This is a genomic window from Massilia sp. W12 (assembly GCF_037300705.1).
Lineage (GTDB): Bacteria > Pseudomonadota > Gammaproteobacteria > Burkholderiales > Burkholderiaceae_D > JACPVY01.
Window position 1 is genome coordinate 926,151 of record NZ_CP147776.1, and the last position, 19,486, is coordinate 945,636.

The following is a 19,486-nucleotide window of genomic DNA, read 5'->3' on the forward strand; positions in this document are numbered from 1 at the left end:
TAGCCTGCCAACACCGCCAGCCGCCTCCATCAGCCAGCAGCGCTGACAAAAATTGCAGCAAAGAAACATAATCTCCTTCCAAAAAATTTCTCATTGGCAATTTTTGTCATAAGAACTGACCAATCTTGTCGCCTTCCCGGATCTTACTGCCGCAGTTTGGGCTGGCACGCTGTTTGCTGTACTCCTGACGTAGCCGAAGAAAAACGCAGCATAACGAAAAGATGCGAAAACCCAAGCTGGTAAGGAGAACAAAAATGAACGCAAAATCCATCGCCATCGCCTGCACGCTGCTGTGCGCTTCCTGGCAAGCCCTGGCCGCCGGAGCTGATTTGCAAGCCATCACGGGAATCAAGATTGGCGGTGGGGTTGGCACAGGCGGCAAGCAGGCGGCCTGGGGCGGCGCGCTCAGCCTGAGCGAGGCGGACGCGTTCATGCAAAGCAATGGCAAATGCGCTTTCAATCTCAGCTACATCGTGAAAAACGCGGGCGATATGGCGACTGAAGCGAAATTCCGCAATCAGATCTTCGCCAACAGCACCGTGGTCTCGATTCAAAGCAATCTGTCGGCGGGCGCGGGCGAAAGCCGGGTCATTCATACCCAGGCCTATCTGCCGCAGGGAGATTACCAATTAAGTCTCAAACTCGATACCGACGGCCAGGTGTTGGAATCGAATGAGGCGAATAACCAAGCCAGCATCAAACTCAGCTTCAAGGGCGCCTGCCAGGGCAAGCCGGTTGAGAATAAGACTGGCGAAAGCAAGACCGGTGACAATAAAAATCAAGACAAAACCGGCGACAACAAGAGCGGCGAAGGCAAGCCAGCCGATAACAAGACCGGTGACAATAATAATCAAGGCAAAACCGGCGACAAAAAGACCGATGCGAAAACTGATAAACCAGTGGAAACCCCGCGCGCAGAGTTGCATGCAGTGGGCGGGGTGAAAATCGGCAGCAAGACGGGGCCTTGGGGTGGCAGCGTGGAACTGGGCGCAAGCGATATTGTGCTTGCCGCCAACGGCAAATGCGCCGTCAATCTGAGCTATCAGATTGAAAACAGTGGCCGTGCTGCCGCCAATGGTTTCGCCAACCGTTTCACGCTCAGCAATGGGGTGGGCGCGGAAAACATGAATCTGAAACTGGCCGCCGGGGCCAAAATGGAAGTCAAAACCCAGCTGTACCTGAACCCCATGCAGAATACCCTGACGCTCTTGGTGGATAACGGCAACCGGGTCTCTGAGCTGGATGAAAACAATAACCGGGGACAGATGCGGATTTATGTCGGCAATGCATGCAAGGGCAAGCCGACAGAACAAAAGAAAACAGAAGAGCCGAAGAAACCGGCTGAACCGTCCAAGCCGGACGGACAAAAGAAAACAGAAGAGCCGAACAAGCCGGCTGAGACTTCAGGCGGGAAGTCAAACACCACAAGCAAGGCCAGCGACAGCGGGCGTAAGTAAGCAAAGCAGTGCGGGCATAAAAACCATCAGATTTTCACCCGCAACAGCAGCATTCGGGCAGCCTGTATGCTGCCCGTTTTTTTTCCTTCACATCTGCTTGAACAAGTGCGCATACAGCGGCGAGACCCGCAATAATTCTTTGCGCTGCTTGAGTTTGAGGGACAGCTTGCCGAATTCATCGCGCTGGGCGGCGGCGATACAGTCCGCATTCACGATTGTGCCTCGGTGAATTTGCCAGAATTGCTGCGCATCCAGCTGGGCCGCCAGTTCGCGCAAGCTGGTGCGGATCAGCGCTTGGGCATCCGCGCACACCACATTCACGTATTTATCCGTGGCTTCAAAATACACCACTTCCGCCACCGGAATCATTTTGACCTGATTGCCGATGGCGGCGCGGATAAAGCGCAATTGCTCCGTTCCCGCGCTGCTTGGCATGGGTGGCAAAAACGCCTGCAGGCTTTGCACCAATTGCTGCAAGGCCGGATCAGCCAGGCCGATCGCAGGCGGCGCGTTTTGCGGCGCGGCGACTTGCGGCAAGTGGCGCACCAGTTTTTGCACAGCTTTTTGCAAACGCGCTTCATTCACCGGTTTGAGCAAATAGTCCGTGGCGGATAATTCAAACGCGCGCGCCGCGTATTCATCATATGCGGTGACAAAGCAGACCAGAGGAAAGGGACTGTCCGCCGGCCAGTCTTCGGCCAATTCCTGGGCTGCATCCATGCCGCTCTTGCCCGGCATTTTGATATCCAGAAACAGCAAATCAGGTTTGTGCGCCAAGGCCATTTCTACCGCCTGAACGCCATTGCCGGCCAGCGCCACAATTTCCAATTGCGGCCATACTTTTTTCAACAAAGCGCGCAAAGCGCCTGCCAGGATAGGCTCATCTTCGGCAATCAAGGCGCGCGCCGCTGGCAAACTTGCCGCTTCAGTCATGCTGGATTCCTCACAATGCTTGGTTTATGTCTGTAATTGTTGCAGAGGGATGCGGATTTCCACCAGGGCGCCGCAAGTATGCGGGGCCGGGCGCGGGCTTAAATCCAGGCGCGCTTGTGCGCCATACAATGCTTGCAGCCGTTCACGCGTGTTTTGCAGCCCGACTCTGGCCCCCGGCTGTTGCGCTTTTCCCAAGCCCAAGCCCTCATCTTCGACCCGCAACAACAAAAAGCCGGCTTCCTTGCGCGCTGAGACCAGCACGGCGCCGCCTTCAATCTTCGGCTCCAAACCATGTTTGATCGCGTTTTCCACCATCGGCTGCAAGAGCATGGGGGCGAGTTGCAGCGGCGCCAGGTCAGCGGATAAATCCAGCGAAAATTGTAAGCGCTCGCCCATGCGGATTTGCATCAAGCTCAGATATGCGCGCAGTAAATCGAATTCATCTTGCAGGCTGCAGCGCTCAAGCCGCGCATTGTGCAGACTGGCGCGCAAAAACTGGATCAGCTGGTCCAGCATCAATTGCGCGCGCTCCGTGTCAAAACTGATCAAGCCCTGCAATGTGGCCAGGGTGTTAAACAGCATATGCGGCTCAATCTGCGCTTGTAATAATTGCAATTGCGCCTGCATTTGCCGGCGCGCGATTTGTTCCGCCTCCAGTTTGTGCTGTAAAGCTTCGCTTTTCAAATGATCGATACGGCGCAGCGCCCATAAAGTCAGAATCGACAGCAAAAACATCAGCGCCATCATGGACAGATACCATGACAACTCTCTTTGAATATTCACAAACAGGCGCGCCAGCGGAATGCCAAGGAGCGTACCGCCCAGCGCCAGACCGCCGCCAAGCGAGACGCCGACCGCCAGCATGACATACGGAACCAGGATCGGCATATGCAACAGGCCGCGCGTCTTCATATACCAGACCCCGCTGTGGCAGCTGAAGTAGGTCAGGGTGCCGATGCAAAATGAAAACACCAAATCCTGTTGCAGCCACCGGTAATCATTGCGAAAACTGCCCATCATCACCGCCACGGTGATATTGATCAGGGCGACTTTCCAATAATTGCTGACAAAATGGAAAGCCCATTTCTGTAAGCCGCTGTCCTGTTCTGTATTTTGGGAATTATTCATGGCCTTGAAGACGTTGCAATTCGCGCGCCATCATACGCTGATGCAAGCCGGTATTCGATCCCAGAAAGAAAGTTTTCACGCCATGGCAAAACAAACCGATGCCCCAGCCCAGCACTGGCCAGATGAACCACAAGTGTTGCGGCGTGGTGCTCAGATTGATCCAGATTAAAAAGCTGTTGATCAGAATATAAATCATCAAATGACCATAAAACTCCAGCTTGCGCGCCACCCGGCGCGCAGCAAGTGCGTATTCAGGGTCGTTGTGTGTGCTGTCGTGGTGTTGAGATGCGGTGCAGTTTTGCATGATGTTTTTCCTTTGCAACATGAGTGAGACAGGTTTAAAACGGGCCGAAGCGCGCCAATTCATGCGCGCTCATGTGATTGCGCAACGATTGTTTGAGCGGCGGCCAAAAGGTTTTCACGCCATGCCTGAATAAACCCAGGCCCCAGCCCAGCAAAGGCCACAGCGACCAGAATGATTCGGGCGAGAGAAATAAATTGATCCAGCCAAGCAAGGTCATGACCAGTAAATACGTCATTGCATGGCCGTAAAACTCCAGACTGGCTGGCCCCGCTGCGACAGCATTGGGCGCAGGCGGGAATGCTGCTGTTTGCATCATGTTCTCCATCATGTTCGGTATGGTTGGGGCGTGCAGCTTGTTTGATGCAGGCATTGTGCGGATTGGGGGCGCTGCTTCCCAGTGCAATGCGATGAAAGCGGTAAAACATGGCGTGGAAAAAGGCTGCAACGGCGCGAAACAGTCGGCCAACAGAGGAGGGCAGCGTCATCAGCGCGTCATATCGGCTGCCTACAGTGTGCACCCGGCTTGCTTTATTTGGCTGATAAATGATTTGTATTTAATGAATACAAATCAATGATTGCGTCTTGCCGCATTGCGCGGCTTCATCTGACCTTCCTGGAGAATCCTGATGTCTTACGCAGCACGTCTGGGCGCGGTATTTGCGCTGAGCGCCGTTTTTCATACCGCCACCGCCGCCGAATTTGATTACTACCTGCTGGCCGCTTCCTGGCAACCGGGTTTTTGCAAAACCAAACCGGGCAAACCGGAATGCGCCAATCTGGCTGGAAGCTATGCCGCCAGCAATCTGGTGGTGCATGGCTTATGGCCGAACAATTATGACGGCGCGCATCCGTTTTATTGCGGCGTGAGCAAAGAGCAAATCGCCCTCGACAAGCCGGCCACCTGGTGCAGCATGGCCAATTACGGCGCGTCTTCCAGCACCTTGTCGAATCTGGCGTATTACATGCCAGGCATCCAATCCTGCCTGGATAAGCATGAGTGGTATAAACACGGCGCCTGCGATGGCCGCAGCGCGGATGCGTATTGGAATCAAACCACGCAATTGGTGTCGCGCCTGGGCGCGACCGGCTTTAGCAGCTTTTTGCGCAGCAAAATCGGCCTCACTGTCTCACGCAGCCAATTGCTGAATGCGTTTAACAACAGCTTTGGCCCCAACAGCAGCGCCGCCATGTCTTTGCAATGCGGCAGGGTGAATGGGGTGAGCTATCTGACTGAAGTGTGGATCAATCTGAATCCCGCCACCATCAACCAATTCCCGGCGGCTGCCGCGCTCTTGACCGACGGCGCAATCAGCGGCACATGTCCAAGCAGCGGGATTATGATCGCCAGGCCTTAATGCAAAACAGGGCGGCCTGCCTGCTGACAAAGCAGATTGAAAAGTGGGGATGGGTTGTTGTCAGCGCTGGCGGCTTGATTGCGCTGTGCTTCAGATCCGGGCCGCCTCAACCTGAGCCTGCCAGCCCAATAAGGTTTGCAGCGCCTCTTGCAAGTGTCCCTTGGCGCCACTGGTGTAGCCGCGCAGCGTGGCGGCGGGCAGCGCGGTTTGCGCATCAAGGCCGTGCTGCTGCAACACCCGTTGCAATTGACGCGCAATCGCAGCTCCGGTGTCCACCATTTGCATCTGCCAACCGGCGGCATCCATTACCTGTCCCAGCGCCGGGCGTAAAAAGGGATAGTGGGTGCAACCCAGCACCAGGGTGTCAACGCCTTGCGCCGCCATGGGCGCGAGCCAGGCATGAAGCAGTTGCCGCAAACGCGGGCTGTCGAGTTCGCCCTGTTCCACCAATTCCACCAGACCATGCCCGGCCTGCAAAAAGAATTCGACCTGATAAAACTGCGCCACCTGCTGTTGCAGCAATTTGAATTTTTCCCCCGCCAGTGTGGCGGCAGTGGCCAGCACGCCGACTTTTTTGCTGTGCGAGGCGGCGGCGGCCGGTTTTAAACCAGGCTCCACACCGACCACCGGCAGGTGCGGATGGGCTTGCCGGATCGCTTTGATCGCCGCCACGGTGGCGGTATTGCACGCCACCACCAGGGCTTGCGCCCCTTGCGCCAGCAAAAAATCGACAATCGTCAGGCTGCGCGCGATGATTTCGGCTTCACTTTTCGGGCCATATGGCGCATATGCTGAATCAGCAAAATACAACAGCGCATGCGCCGGCAATTCCGCGCGGATGTGATGCAGCACCGACAAACCGCCCAGGCCGGAGTCAAACACGCCGACCGCAGCCGGGCCTTGCTGCATCACTTCAGACATGGGTTTATGCGCGCTTGATGTCGGCGGCGGCGATTTTGGCCGACCATTCCGCCGGCCCCGTGTTGTGCACGGACACGCCTTGCGCATCGACTGCCACCGTTACCGGCATATCCACCACGTCAAACTCATAAATCGCTTCCATGCCCAGATCGGCAAAACCGACCACCTTGGCGCCCTTGATCGCTTTGGAGACCAGATAGGCCGCGCCGCCCACAGCCATCAAATACGCCGATTTGTGCTTTTGAATCGCCTCAATCGCCACCGGCCCGCGCTCGGCTTTGCCGACCATGGCGATTAAGCCGGTTTGCGCCAGCATCATCTCGGTGAATTTGTCCATGCGTGTGGCGGTGGTGGGGCCTGCCGGGCCAACCACTTCATCGCGCACCGGATCGACCGGGCCAACGTAATAAATCACGCGGTTGGTGAAGTCCACCGGCAATGGCTCACCCTTGGCCAGCATGTCGGCGATGCGCTTATGCGCAGCGTCGCGCCCGGTCAGCATTTTGCCGTTCAAGAGCAGGGTTTGTCCGGGTTTCCAGGAAGCCACCATTTCCGGCGTCAGGCTGTTTAAATCGACCCGCAGCGAACGCTCGGTGTCGGCCTTCCATTCCACTTGCGGCCAATTCGACAGCGAGGGCGGCTCCAGATAAGCAGGGCCGGAACCATCCAGCACAAAATGGGCGTGGCGGGTGGCGGCGCAATTCGGGATCATGGCCACCGGCTTGCTGGCGGCATGGGTCGGGTACATCGCGATTTTCACGTCCAGCACCGTGGTCAGACCGCCCAGGCCTTGCGCGCCGATGCCCAGGGCATTGATTTTTTGATACAGCTCGATACGCAACTCTTCCAGCTTGTTTTGCGGGCCGCGTTGCAGCAGCTCATACATATCAATGTCTTCCATCAGCGACTCTTTGGCCAGCAGCATAGCTTTTTCCGCCGTGCCGCCGATGCCGATGCCCAGCATGCCAGGCGGACACCAGCCGGCGCCCATTTGCGGCACCATCTTCAAGACCCAATCCACCAGCGAATCGGAAGGATTGAGCATGGCGAATTTGGTCTTGTTTTCCGAACCGCCGCCCTTGGCCGCCACAATCACATCGATGGTGTCGCCAGGCACGAGTTGCACATGGATCACGCCGGGCGTGTTGTCGCGCGTGTTTTTGCGCTCAAAATGCGGGTCAGCCACCACGGAGGCGCGCAATTTGTTATCAGCAAAATTGTAGGCGCGGCGGATGCCTTCATTCACCGCTTCTTCCAGCGACATGGTGAAGCCCTCTAAGCGCACACTCATGCCGACTTTCAAAAACACATTCACAATGCCGGTGTCCTGGCAAATCGGACGGCGGCCTTCGGCGCACATGCGCGAATTGGTCAGGATTTGCGCGATAGCGTCTTTAGCCGCAGGGCTTTGCTCGGCTTCATAGGCGCGCGCCAGGTGGGAAATATAGTCTTGCGGGTGGTAGTAACTGATGTATTGCAGGCTGGCTGCGACCGATTCGATCAGGTCGTCTTGCTTGATAGCTGTCATAGTGTCCTCGGCGATTTGCAGGGCGGGCTGGGCAGCTTGCTTGGGATATTGCTGCACAGCATCGAAACAGGGCGATATTGTACACCCGCCGCTGTGGCCGCCGCGCGCAGGCCGCGCCGTTCTGAATTATTTATAATGCCACTTTAATACCAAATAAAAGACCAGTTATAATACCAATGGCGGCGCTTGCGCAATTCGCGCGCTGCCGCCAAAAAAGCGCGGATAATAAAGCGCCCAGCAGCCAGGCAAGCGCCATGCCGCCAGTAAGCTCACTGTAAGTCGCATGCGTTTGAATGAAGACTGCCGCAATAAGAAAATCAGGCGGCCCCGATTTTTGCAATTCTGATGGAGATAAGCATGGCAGAGACAGACAACGCGACGCCCAAGCAAGAGTCGCGCATTTTCCACCCGGCGCCCGGCATGGTGGCGCAGGCCAGAATTTCCGGCATGGAGGCTTACCACGCACTGTGCCGCGAAGCCGAAGCGGATTACGAAGGATTTTGGGCGCGCCTGGCGCGTGAAAATCTGCTGTGGCAGACGCCGTTTTCCACGGTGTTGAATGAAAGCGATGCGCCGTTTTACCGCTGGTTTGAAGATGGCCGCATCAATGTTTCCTATAACTGCCTCGATCGCCATCTGCAAAACGGGCAGGGCGAGAAAACCGCCTTGATTTTTGAAGCCGACGATGGCGCGGTGAGCCGCGTCAGCTACCGCGAATTGCACGCCAAGGTTTGCCAGTTTGCCAATGGCTTGAAATCGCTGGGCGTCAAAAAAGGCGACCGCGTGGTGATTTATATGGCGATGTCGATTGAAGGCGTGGCGGCAATGCACGCCTGCGCCCGCATTGGCGCCACCCATTCCGTGGTGTTTGGCGGCTTTTCCGCCAAATCGCTGCAAGAGCGCATCATCGACGCCGGCGCAGTTGCGGTCTTGACCTGCGACGAACAAATGCGCGGCGGCAAGGCGCTGCCATTGAAAGCGATTGTGGATGAGGCGCTGGCTTTAGGCGGCTGTGAATCAGTGCAAAACGTGGTGGTGTATCAGCGCACCGGCGGCAATGTCGCCTTCCGCGCCAAGGCCGATGGCGGCCCCGATCTGTGGCTGCATGACTTGTTGCAGGGACAGGCCAGCGAATGCGAACCGGAATGGGTGGAAGCGGAACATCCCTTGTTCCTGCTGTACACCTCAGGCTCCACCGGCACGCCGAAAGGGGTGCAGCATTCTTCCGCCGGCTATTTGCTGTGGGCCATGCTGACCATGCAATGGACCTTTGATATCAAGCCTGACGATGTGTTCTGGTGCACGGCGGATATCGGCTGGATCACCGGCCACAGCTATGTCGCCTATGGCCCGCTGGCGATGGGCGCCACTGAAGTTATTTTCGAGGGGGTGCCGACGTATCCGCATGCGGGCCGCTTCTGGCAAACCATCGATAAACATCAAGTCAGCATTTTCTACACCGCGCCGACTGCCATTCGCGCCTTGATCAAGGCTGCCAATGTTGATCCTGCGGTGCATCCTGATCAATACAAACTCGACAGCCTGCGCATTTTGGGGACAGTGGGCGAGCCGATCAACCCGGAAGCCTGGGTCTGGTATTACAAAAATGTGGGACGCGAGCGCTGCCCGATTGTGGACACCTTCTGGCAAACCGAAACCGGCGGCCATATGATCACGCCGCTGCCGGGCGCCACGCCGATGGTGCCGGGTTCCTGCACCTTGCCGCTGCCGGGGATTGCCGCTGCGGTGGTGGATGAAACCGGGCAGGATGTGCCAAACGGGCAGGGCGGGATTTTAGTCATCAAGCGCCCCTGGCCTTCGATGATCCGCACCATCTGGGGCAATCCGACCCGCTTCGTGAATTCCTACTTCCCGCCGGAATTGGGAGGCCGTTTGTATCTGGCCGGCGATGGCGCGATCCGCAATAAAGACACCGGCTATTTCACCATCACGGGACGGATCGACGACGTGTTGAATGTCTCGGGACACCGCATGGGGACGATGGAAATTGAATCGGCCTTAGTCGCCAACCCGCTGGTGGCGGAAGCGGCGGTGGTGGGCAAACCGGACGAATTGACCGGCGAAGCGATTTGCGCCTTCGTGGTATTAAAGCAAGCCCGTCCCACAGGCGAAGAGGCCGCCGCGCTGGCGCTGGAATTACGGAATTGGGTGGCGAAAGAAATCGGCCCCATCGCCAAGCCCAAGGAAATCCGCTTCGGCGACAATCTGCCCAAGACCCGCTCCGGCAAAATCATGCGCCGTCTGCTGCGCGCCCTGGCGCGCGGTGAGCAGATTACGCAAGACACCTCCACGCTGGAAAACCCGGCGATTTTGGAGCAGTTAAAGCAAAGCGCATGACGCCTTGCTGAAGGCTGATGCGGAAATCCGCATCAGCCCAAGTTGCCGCAAGCTTGCCTTGCGGCAATCTTACTCTCCTGCATCACCCCTCTTGTGTTCAGTGCGCAATAAAGTTTTGCGCGGCGTTGGCAAAATGCCGCACTGCTGCCGATTTTTGCACAGAAAGACTGTGCATCATGCTTTACGCTTGCCAAACAGCAGGCTGCAACGAATACTCTGCCTCACCCATTTCAAAACCGAAAGGAGTGTCGCATGAGTGTCACCCGTCCCAATATCGTGTTGATTATGACTGACCAGGAGCGCTTTCCGCGCCACATGGATCAAGTGGATTTGCGCGCGCATCTGCCTAATCGTCATCGACTCTATGATAAAGGCGTGAGTTATCAGAACTTCTACATCAACGCCGCCCCCTGCACCCCCAATCGCTCGGTGATTTTCACCGGCTTATACACGCAGCAGACCTGGATGGTGGGCAATGCGGAAATGAAGCAACCGGATATGGACCCGGCCTTTCCCACCTTTGGCACAGCGTTAAAAGAATTGGGCTACGCCACCAACTACTTCGGTAAATGGCATTTGAGCACTGAGCCGTCCGGCAAACTGGGATTGGATGCCTATGGTTTTGAAAACTTTGCGCTTGGCGAGGAGTTTCACGGCGACGCGAATCAAGGTGGGGAGAAAGATCCGATCATCGCCAAGGCTGCCGCCGACTTTCTGCAAGTCAAGCAAAGCCAGCCCTTTTTGGCCGTGATCAGCTTCATTAATCCGCATGACATCATGTACTTCCCGGACGGCATGATTCCCGCCCAGTCTGAAGGGGTATATGAGGGCATGGACGTGCCGCCCAATTTCGAGACCTTGCAGCAATTGCGCCAGCGCAAACCGGATTGCCAGGCCCAGTACAAGCGTCTGTATGAAGCCGTCATGGGGGACATGCCAGACGACATCAACTCAGAAGCGGGACGCAACGCCTATGTGCACTACATGAATTATTATCTGTGGCTGCAGACCAAGGTGGATGCGCAAATCGGGGTGGTGCTGGATGCCTTGGAAAGTTCGGAAAACCGGCAAAACACGATTGTGATTTTCACCGCCGACCATGGCGATCAAATCGGCTCACATGGTTTGTCCGGCAAGCAATGCCTGGCCTATGAAGAATCGCTGCATGTGCCGTTTTGCGTGCGCGATTACAGCGACCAGGTGATTCCAGCGGATCAAGCGGGCAGTACGCGCAGCCAATTCGGCAGCTCAATTGATATTTTCCCGACCGTGCTTAGCATCGCGCTTAATGGCGAGGCCTGGCCGGAAAACTACAAGCATTTGCGCGGGGTGGATTTAAAACCGAATCTGCGCGACGCCAGTCAGCCGACCAAGAACGAAGTCTTGTTCACCTATGACTTCAATCTGCCCGGCGTGGTGTTTGGCCCTGACCACATCCGCTGCAGCATCACCCAGGATTGGAAGGGCGCGGTGTACAACCACTGGCAGATGGATAACGCCAATCAGCCACAACCAGACGATCCGGACGCCGCCGTCAGTATTCGCAAGGGCGTGGTGGCAAGAGAGTTATACAGCCGCAGCGATGATCCGCTGGAAATGAACAATCTGGCCAATAGTTCAACGCATGCGGATCAGATGGCCCAAATCGAAGCGCATCTCGACCAAGTGCTGGAAACAGAGCTGCGCGCCCCGCTGCCGCAAGAGATGCAAGCCGCATCCGATGCGGCGAAGGCCGGTTATGTGTCGTATCAAGTGTATGGCCCGGCGCCAATGCCGGAAGAAATCAAAAAATTCCGCAAAGATTATTTGGGCTAAGCGGCGGGGATGGTTGGTGCGGCATGCTCTGGTGTGGGGCGGGGCATGCTGTGTTTAAGCTGGTGGTGTTGTATTTGCGCGGCTTGCTCCATCAAATCGCTGTTCACTATTTTTTTCTGGTATATTTCAGTTCACGGGTGAGCTGAAGTTTCTTGCAATTGCGGGCTTGGCTTCACGCTGGGCAAGAGATTTATTCATGCCAGCTTGATGTTGTGTTGAGGCTTTGATCGTGTATTGGTTCACCAAGGCTGTTGCTGAAATTAGAATTGACCCTGTTGTTTTGTAGCTGGTGCAATTATTGAAAACCGTGGTCCCGTGCTTAATACTTCTGTTTGAAGCCGGAAAACCGAAGGTGGGCTTGCTGGGGATGTGTTCTAGTTGAATAAAAAACATGAAAAAAAGACACCTAATAAAAAAATCTGTAATGCTATTCGTTGATTTGAATGCGCAAATGCATAATGCAAATGCGAATAAGGAAGGATATAAAGATGTAAGAAAAATAGAAACAGTCATGAAGTATATTGAAGATAGAATTTTCACGCACTTAAAAGCAAGAGGTGAGGCGGGATGTATTTATCATATTGATGTCAGAATGTATTATGGATGGTTTTCTGGAAAAACAAAAGTTAGTTTAAGGAAGGCATTTGAGGAAAATAAATTCGAACAAAAAATTTTCTATGATGATGAAAATAGATCATCAATCATTTTCAAGAAAATAGATATTGCTACTTGTTTTGGCGATAAATTGCTGGTGCCTAATGGAAAGAGCTTGGATAAAAGATTGATCTTCAAAATCGATGCTCATCTTGTTGATACATGTCGAAATGTGGGGGGGGAGTGGCGTGAGAAAATGGTTGATTCGGCAATGGTTTGTGATATTTTGACTGTTGCAAGAAATTATGACTATGATTTGATTCGAGTGATGACTGAAGATGATGATATAATTCCTGCACTATTTGTTGCGGATAGTCTCGGGGGGGATATACGTGTTTTGAGTACTCGAGAGCATCAAAACAAATATTTAAAGATTGATGATTTAATTTCTCATTTTTAATGGAGGAAGCATGAATATGCGCTACGAGCAAGAATTAAGTAAATTTGCTGATATTGATCAACCATTTCATTCGCAGGAAGAGGACGGCTCGTATAATTTCTATTTTCACCTGAATGGTGATGATGTAAAGGTTGGTATTAGTAAAAATGATGGATTTGTTTCGTTTAGAAGGGGGGAGACAGCAAAGAAATTTTCAAGTTACAAAGGCTTATTAATGTCAGAGGATTTTTGCTTCTTAAAGAAGATGGCGAAAACTCAGGAATTGCAATACAAGGACAACGAATATACTGATATGCGTATCCATGGTTCTTGCGAAGAAGATATAAAAAGTGGAGAAATATTTGATTATGTTGAAAATTTCCTAACTGGAATTAAAAATCCTGATGTTGCAGGGGTTAAGGTCTTAGTAATCGACGGCGTTGCAGGCGTGGGTAAAACACACCTAATTAATAAGCTTGTGAACCAGCGAGCAAAGAATTTTGGACCTGGATGCGCACCATTAATTTTGCACGTCTCAAGTAGAGGTAGGCGTTTAACTAATTTAATGGATTTAGTTGCTTGGACTTTGCAAAATATGAGGTTGAATTACACCTTCGATCAAGTCCCGATTCTAATGAGAAATGGCTTGTTGCAATTAGCTATTGATGGTTTTGATGAATTGGCAGATCCGAATGGTTATGAGTCGGCTTGGGGGGCGATTCGAGATTTAATTAATGATGTAGGTGATGCCGGGGCTCTGATTCTAGCGGGAAGGGATACTTTTATTAATGCAGATGTTGTCAAAAAATATGTGCCAAAGTTGGATTGTGACTTAACAAAATCAATTCATTTAATGCCATTACCTGTTGGTGAGGCAATTGAATGGTTTCAACAGGAAGGCTGGGAAAAGGAAAGAATTGATCATTTGATTTCACTTGGGTTGTTGGAGCGAGAGTCCCCAGCTTTGAGGCCATTTTTTTTAATTCAATTAAATCTTTTAAAAGAAAAAATCAGTGGGGATTTGGGAAATCCAATTGATATACTAGTTAATTCTTTGTTGAAAAGAGAATGCAAGATATTAAAAACTGGTGACATTGATGAAGGCCTTTTTGAGAGTGGCCTCTTGCAATTTTTTATGGAAATTGCGAGAGATATGAGTGACAATGAAATTGATTATATTGATGAAGGAACGTTGAAGCTTCTATGTGAGTTGGTATTTTCTGATTATATTAATCAAGAGGATTTGCGTATTTTAAGTAATAAGGTTAAAAGTCTGGCCTTCTTGGAGGATGGCGGTGATGGGTTGAGAAAATTCCCACATGGAATTTTTCAAAATTATTTTCTTGCAAAATCACATATTCAAATATTGCTTTCTAAAGAGATTGCTGTCCCTAAGTCACTTCGGAGGAATATTTTTGGGGCCGAATTTTTTGAGATTTTTTTGATTGTTTTGCAACGTGAAACAGTTAAGAATTTAAATGATTTCCTTAGGATTGCTCTTGATTTTATTAAAGGAAGAGATTTTGGAGACTTATCTCGCTCAAATATAGCCTGTATGGCAGCAATGATTGCATCCGTACTTAGTGGATCTGATGCACTCCCTGAAGCTGTTGAGATTTATGGTGTAAATATTGCTTTTTTAATTTTTAGGGGAAATGTTTCAAAGATAAGATTTTCTGGTGTTGAAATATCGATGTTGGATATTAGAAATGCAAATATTCAGAATATTGTCTTTAATGATCAGTGTACGATATCTTCTGTCTTGGGGAATAATTCTACGGTGATCCCTGGGAGTTTTCCTGATGTCAATGTTGTTTCAGAGGATTTGTATAAAGATAGATTTAAGACGTACTATAAAAATGAAGCACTAAATTGGGTTAGTGAGAGAAAAGCAGTTAAGGACCGAGTAAAAATGGGGGAATGGGAAAGTTATTTCATTCGGCTGTGTGCTATATTCTCCAAGGAAATTTGGATTAGAGAAGATAAAGAAAATATTCTAGGCAGAATGTTGATTAATGAGAAGAAGAAATGGGCTAAGATTAAGGAAATCCTTGTAAAGCATGAGTTAATTGAGTTTCGAAGTGATGACAAGAAAGCTGGGGGGAAAAAAGTATATTTTTGTAGAATAAAGAAGGTTGGCAATTTTTTATTGAACGATGCAGGGGATGAAAAAGTCGCAATGGTATTAGAGGAGATTAAAAAAATGGACTTGTAGTTGTTTTTTTTTGAGTAAGGAAATAGCGGGGCGGTTCTAAGAAACTGTTTAATAACTCTACCGGTGACTATTCAGCCCCCAAAACTCTCAACAAGTGCTTGTAAACAAAGTCAAACTCGTGCATCCTGTCAGGCATGAAGAAAAAGCCAATCCGCCAGAATTGAACAAGATGAGTCACGCAGAAAAAGATGCGTTGATACTGACATTGTTTGCGAGGTTGGAAGCCTTGGAGAACAGGGTACCGAAAACGAGTCAAAATTCAAGCAAACCGCCATCGTCAGATGGATTGCAAAAGAAAACGCGCTCGTTGCGGGAAGCCTCAGGAAAGGCGGCAGGAGGTCAAGCAGGGCATATTGGAAGCAAATTGGAACGGATGACACAGGTCACTGAAACTGTGCGCAGCCCGCTGCCGCAATATTGCACACGTTGCCAGCAGAGCTTGGCGCATGAGCAGGCGCAACTGCTTGATAGCCGGCAAGTAATTGATATTCCACTGCTGCCGCTGCAAGTGACGGAATACCAAAAAATGGCGGTGCGCTGCCAATGTGGGCAGGTGCATACAGGTGAATATCCAAGCGGGGTAACGGAAAATGTTCAGTACGGCCCCAACATACGCGCCCTGGGTGTGCATTTGACACAGGGCCAAATGCTGCCATACTCCCGCGCCGCGCAATTGATAACAGACTTATACGGGCTCAAAGTTTCGCCGGGCAGTTTGTATGCGTGGGTTGAGCAAGCCAGCGCGACGCTTGCGCCAGTCCGGGATTTGATTGGACTGCAACTGGAGCAATCTGCGCTGGTGCATGCAGATGAATCCGGGCTGCGGGTCAGCGCCAAATTGCAATGGCTGCATACCGTCGCCAATCAGACCCATACCTGGTATGGCGTGCATCCAAAACGGGGCATGGATGCGATCAATGATCATGGCATCTTGCCGCGCTATACCGGTATCCTGGTGCATGATTGCTGGTCATCTTACTGGAACCTCGATTCTACACATGCGCTTTGCAATGCCCATTTATTGCGCGAACTGCTCTATATTCAAGAGCAATCCGGGCAAGATTGGCCGGCGGAATTGGCCAAATTCCTCAAGGGCAGCAATAAAATCTGCCATGCCTTGCGGGTTGGAAATCAAGCCATCACATCCGAGCAAGGCCGCGATTTCTTCACCGTATACGATGGCATTCTCAAGCGGGGTGAAGCATTGCATCCTCCTGCTGTCCCCGATAAAAATAAGCGCGGACGGACCAAACAATCGGATGCTTTCAACCTCCTCAAGCGAATGCGCGATCATACCCAGGCGGTGCTGCGATTTATTTCAGACCCCATCGTGCCATTCACCAATAACCTTGGCGAACGCACCATTCGCATGCCCAAGGTCAAACAGAAAATCTCCGGGTCATTTCGCACTGAGCAAGGCGCTGAGCATTTTTGCATCATCCGCTCTGTACTCGACACTTTCCACAAGCAAGGCCATGGCATGCTTGCTGTTTTACAGAGCGCTTTCTCCTCTGATCAAATTGTTCCAGCCTGGGGCTGAATAGTCACCTAATTTTAATTTTTTTACTTTTAGTTTCTTTTGTGCTGCCACGCGTGCTCAATTTATAGGGGGCTGGCTAATTGCTATAATCGCGATGATGGGATTATGCATTCGCCAGCCATTTATACATCACCAGCGCATCCACCAGTCCAAGTTTCGGATGGCGAAATGCGCGCGGCAAACGGCCTACGGTGGCAAACCCCAGCTTGCTCCATAAATGCACGGCCCCGCTGTTGCTGGAGGCGACAAAATTGAATTGCATCGCCAGATAGCCCAGCTCGCGCGCAATCTGTTGCGAGTGTTCGCACATGGCGCTGGCCACGCCCAGGCCGCGCGCTTGCGAGGCCACCATGTAGCCGCAATTGCAAACATGGCTGCCTGGGCCGGCTTGATTGGTTTTCAGGTAGTAGGAGCCCAGAATACGGCCATCCTGTTCATACACAAAGGTCTGGCGCGGCAGCTCCATCCATAAGCTGTGCGCTTGCACCTGGCTGGTTCCCGGTTCGTATGCATAAGTCTCGCCAGCTTGCACAATCTCTTGAAAAATCGGCCAGATCGCGGACCAGTCGGTTTCGGTGGCGGGGCGGATGGGCATGTTGTGCTCCAAGAAAAGGCTGTTCAGTCAGAGTCCTGACGTCGATTGAATTCTTTTAAAGCGTCAGCGAATATGGCTTCGTGCGGGTCGCAGGCAAGCGCTTTTTCAATTGCGTGCCGGATTTCTTGCGCCGGCGCTTTTTGCCAGCGCAGTAAGCGGCTCAGGTCATACCATGCCCATGCCTGGCGCGCCAGCGGCACATCCATTTGCAATACACGCTGCAACATGTCTTTGGCTTCGCTCAATAAGCGCCGGTTGCTGGCAGGGGATTGCTTGTGAGCTTCTGCCGCCAACTTCATTTTGACTTGTGCAAATTCATGCAGCGCTTTGGCGTCTTGCAAGACCGCTGTGCCAGCTAATTCAAAATAGCGATGCGCTTTTTGAAAGCGCCCGGCACGTTTTTCCTGAATTGCGGCATGAAACGCATCGCCCACGGCATCCAGCAGTGGTAAACGGTCAAGCCAGGCAATCGCTTTTTCTCTTTTATTTTTCTCAAGCCAGGCGCCGGCAATCAGCGTGATGAGGGGGGATGGGTTGCTGCCGGCCCCGCTGGCGTTAAAACTTGCAAACACATTTTCCGCGCCGGAAATATCCTCTTGCGTAATCAATTCTTTGGCTAACTCAAGCGCTACGCCAAGCAAAGTGGGGTTGGTTGAAAAGGTATCGCGCAAGCGTTGCAATGCGCCCTGCTTGTCGCCAATCGCGCGCAAATGCGCCACATCCTGCAGGGTTAAAATCGCTTGATATTCCGGGTGCACGCCAAGCGTCACGCGAAAAAAACTTCTGGCTTCATCAAAATCAAAGCGCGGCGGTGGCGAGCCATTTTGCGCCATGGTGCGCCTGACTTTGGGAATGCCGGTGCCGCGCCCCTCCGCCAATTTCAGCTCTTTCAAAAACTCGCCAATCCGGCGATTTCTGGCGGGCACGGGAGGAATCGGTTCGTCGCCATGCAAATGCCTGAGTTCTATGCCTGGGACTGGGCCGGGGTAGCTGATGATTTCCATCCGGTCGGGATACAGATACACCTTGGTCGGCTCATACGTGTCTTCATAAGAGCGATGATAAACCGCATTCACCAGCGCTTCACGTAAAGCGGGCAGGGGGTAACTGACCCAATGTCCGGCCTGAGTGCGTCCCGGCAATTTTTGTATCATGCGCACTGACAGATTTTCCAGATAGGCCAGACATTCCCGCAGTTGTTCATGCAGCGGGCGATGTTTGAATATTTTTTCCTCCAAAACATTGCCGGTGGCGTCACCAGTGAATTGCACAACTTCGATGCGCGCGCCGGGAAACCATTGCTCCGGGTTTTGACTGAAAAATAACAAGCCAGCATTGCGCGGCGCATCATGGCCATTCACCGGCTCGGCAATCCGTAAAGCCCGGTACAGGGTTTTGGTGTCGATTTCATCCACTAAGCCGCTATCGATATCGTGCAAAAATTCGCGCACTTTGGTTTCACGGATATCCAATACGCTGGCTTGCAAAGCGCGCCTGTCATCAAACGGTACGCGCGCGGTCAATTGCATGAGCTGGGTGCGCAATTCAGGGTAGCGATCCGCCTCAACAGTCTGCGCGCCAAGCCGGATGTAATATCTGCGCCCCGAACCGCTTTCTTCCGGCGCCTGGTGTGGCCGGGTTTGGCTGCCGGGCGCCCAAATCACTAAAATACGACGCCCTTCATGTAATTCCGGCGATAACACAGGCTGATATACCGGGTCGATTTTATTGCAATGACCACGTATCCATTTTTGCGCCAGATCAATTTCCGCTTCAGTCAAACCCTTGGCCGGCAACTGCGCGGCGCCATCCTGCTCGGCCACGCCCAGCACAATATAGCCGCCATTGATATTTTGAAAATCATTGGCGAAAGCACAGATGGTTTGAATGATTTGCTGGCCGCTGGTTTTTTCATCCCAGGAAGCTTTGAATTCGACGCGGGAAGACTCTACGCCGGAGAAGCGCAGCAGATGATCGATATTGATAGGCAGGATGGATGACATCAGATTCAAATCCATGCAATTCTTGTAAAACAGGCTGCAGCCCGGGAATACGGCAGCAGCGCCTTTTCAGCGCCAGCTATACACTTTGCCGCCTCACAATGCAAGGATACAGCAATGTCGCAAGTTTTCAGCCTCACAGTTTCGTTGCAGTTTGCGACTGGGCATGCAGAGTCAGGAAAAACAAAAAACCCCGCAAGCTTGCACCTGCGGGGTTTTAAAATCCTGGCGGAGAAGGGGGGATTCGAACCCCCGATAGGCTATTAACCTACGCCAAAAAATCGCATAACCCCTTGACTTATAA

Annotated in this window: 17 protein-coding genes; 8 read left to right on the forward strand and 9 right to left on the reverse strand. The window is 52.3% G+C overall.

Translation table 11 applies throughout. From position 1 onward, the window contains the following. Positions 1 to 254 precede the first annotated feature (254 nt). Positions 255 to 1,457, forward strand: coding sequence for a CARDB domain-containing protein (locus V8J88_RS03700; protein WP_338847863.1), 1,203 nt, complete (start codon positions 255 to 257; stop codon positions 1,455 to 1,457). A gap of 87 nt (positions 1,458 to 1,544) precedes the next feature. Here V8J88_RS03700 and V8J88_RS03705 read toward each other — a convergent pair whose 3' ends face one another. Genes V8J88_RS03705 through V8J88_RS03720 form a run of 4 tightly spaced genes read right to left on the reverse strand, consistent with a single transcriptional unit; the run spans position 1,545 to position 4,138 of the window. Further along, positions 1,545 to 2,390: a LytTR family DNA-binding domain-containing protein gene (locus tag V8J88_RS03705; RefSeq protein WP_338847865.1), complete on the reverse strand. Its 846-nt coding sequence runs from the start codon at positions 2,388 to 2,390 to the stop codon at positions 1,545 to 1,547. Positions 2,391 to 2,414: 24 nt separating this feature from the next. Next, positions 2,415 to 3,518: a histidine kinase gene (locus V8J88_RS03710; RefSeq protein WP_338847866.1), complete on the reverse strand. Its 1,104-nt coding sequence runs from the start codon at positions 3,516 to 3,518 to the stop codon at positions 2,415 to 2,417. Further along, the gene (locus V8J88_RS03715; RefSeq protein WP_338847868.1) at positions 3,511 to 3,822 is read right to left on the reverse strand and encodes a 2TM domain-containing protein; all 312 of its coding nucleotides are present in this window, start codon (positions 3,820 to 3,822) and stop codon (positions 3,511 to 3,513) included. Before V8J88_RS03715 ends, V8J88_RS03710 begins: the two co-directional genes overlap by 8 nt. A gap of 34 nt (positions 3,823 to 3,856) precedes the next feature. Further along, on the reverse strand, positions 3,857 to 4,138 hold the full coding sequence (locus tag V8J88_RS03720) for a 2TM domain-containing protein (protein WP_338847869.1): 282 nt from the start codon (positions 4,136 to 4,138) through the stop codon (positions 3,857 to 3,859). Here V8J88_RS03720 and V8J88_RS03725 point away from each other — a divergent pair. Beyond that, positions 4,137 to 4,397, forward strand: a complete 261-nt coding sequence (locus tag V8J88_RS03725; RefSeq protein WP_338847870.1) for a hypothetical protein — start codon at positions 4,137 to 4,139, stop codon at positions 4,395 to 4,397. The genes V8J88_RS03720 and V8J88_RS03725 overlap by 2 nt on opposite strands. Before the next feature lie 51 nt (positions 4,398 to 4,448). After that, a complete protein-coding gene (locus tag V8J88_RS03730; protein WP_338847871.1) occupies positions 4,449 to 5,177 on the forward strand; it encodes a ribonuclease T2 in 729 nt (242 codons plus the stop codon). Positions 5,178 to 5,267: 90 nt separating this feature from the next. Here the strand turns inward: V8J88_RS03730 and murI are convergent, their stop codons facing one another. Both murI and V8J88_RS03740 read right to left on the reverse strand, forming a co-directional pair. Then, the gene (gene murI / locus V8J88_RS03735) at positions 5,268 to 6,098 is read right to left on the reverse strand and encodes a glutamate racemase (RefSeq protein ID WP_338847873.1); all 831 of its coding nucleotides are present in this window, start codon (positions 6,096 to 6,098) and stop codon (positions 5,268 to 5,270) included. Positions 6,099 to 6,102: 4 nt separating this feature from the next. After that, the gene (locus tag V8J88_RS03740) at positions 6,103 to 7,626 is read right to left on the reverse strand and encodes a fumarate hydratase (protein ID WP_338847875.1); all 1,524 of its coding nucleotides are present in this window, start codon (positions 7,624 to 7,626) and stop codon (positions 6,103 to 6,105) included. A 357-nt stretch (positions 7,627 to 7,983) separates the two neighbouring features. Between V8J88_RS03740 and acs the strand changes: the two genes are divergently transcribed. Both acs and V8J88_RS03750 read left to right on the forward strand, forming a co-directional pair. Beyond that, positions 7,984 to 9,984 (forward strand): acetate--CoA ligase, encoded by a 2,001-nt coding sequence (gene acs, locus V8J88_RS03745; protein WP_338847876.1) that lies wholly within the window; start codon positions 7,984 to 7,986, stop codon positions 9,982 to 9,984. A gap of 252 nt (positions 9,985 to 10,236) precedes the next feature. Continuing rightward, positions 10,237 to 11,799 carry a sulfatase-like hydrolase/transferase gene (locus V8J88_RS03750; protein WP_338847877.1) on the forward strand — a complete coding sequence of 521 codons (1,563 nt, stop codon included), beginning with the start codon at positions 10,237 to 10,239 and terminating at the stop codon, positions 11,797 to 11,799. A gap of 126 nt (positions 11,800 to 11,925) precedes the next feature. On the opposite strand, the gene V8J88_RS03755 is transcribed toward V8J88_RS03750, so the two are convergent. Next, on the reverse strand, positions 11,926 to 12,192 hold the full coding sequence (locus tag V8J88_RS03755; protein ID WP_338847879.1) for a hypothetical protein: 267 nt from the start codon (positions 12,190 to 12,192) through the stop codon (positions 11,926 to 11,928). Between V8J88_RS03755 and V8J88_RS03760 the strand changes: the two genes are divergently transcribed. From V8J88_RS03760 to V8J88_RS03770, 3 genes are all read left to right on the forward strand, one after another. After that, the gene (locus V8J88_RS03760; protein ID WP_338847880.1) at positions 12,191 to 12,853 is read left to right on the forward strand and encodes a hypothetical protein; all 663 of its coding nucleotides are present in this window, start codon (positions 12,191 to 12,193) and stop codon (positions 12,851 to 12,853) included. The two genes, V8J88_RS03755 and V8J88_RS03760, sit on opposite strands and share 2 nt — an antisense overlap. 10 nt (positions 12,854 to 12,863) lie before the next feature. Further along, positions 12,864 to 15,047 carry an NACHT domain-containing protein gene (locus V8J88_RS03765; protein ID WP_338847881.1) on the forward strand — a complete coding sequence of 728 codons (2,184 nt, stop codon included), beginning with the start codon at positions 12,864 to 12,866 and terminating at the stop codon, positions 15,045 to 15,047. Between the two features lie 118 nt (positions 15,048 to 15,165). Then, positions 15,166 to 16,587 carry an IS66 family transposase gene (locus tag V8J88_RS03770; protein WP_338849830.1) on the forward strand — a complete coding sequence of 474 codons (1,422 nt, stop codon included), beginning with the start codon at positions 15,166 to 15,168 and terminating at the stop codon, positions 16,585 to 16,587. A gap of 103 nt (positions 16,588 to 16,690) precedes the next feature. Here the strand turns inward: V8J88_RS03770 and V8J88_RS03775 are convergent, their stop codons facing one another. Together V8J88_RS03775 and V8J88_RS03780 are read right to left on the reverse strand one after the other, a co-directional pair. Next, entirely contained in the window at positions 16,691 to 17,182 is a 492-nt protein-coding gene (locus V8J88_RS03775; protein ID WP_338847882.1) for a GNAT family N-acetyltransferase, read from the reverse strand. Between the two features lie 23 nt (positions 17,183 to 17,205). Then, complete coding sequence (locus V8J88_RS03780; RefSeq protein ID WP_338847884.1) at positions 17,206 to 19,200, reverse strand: RNA-binding domain-containing protein; 1,995 nt, start codon at positions 19,198 to 19,200, stop codon at positions 17,206 to 17,208. Positions 19,201 to 19,486: the final 286 nt, after the last annotated feature.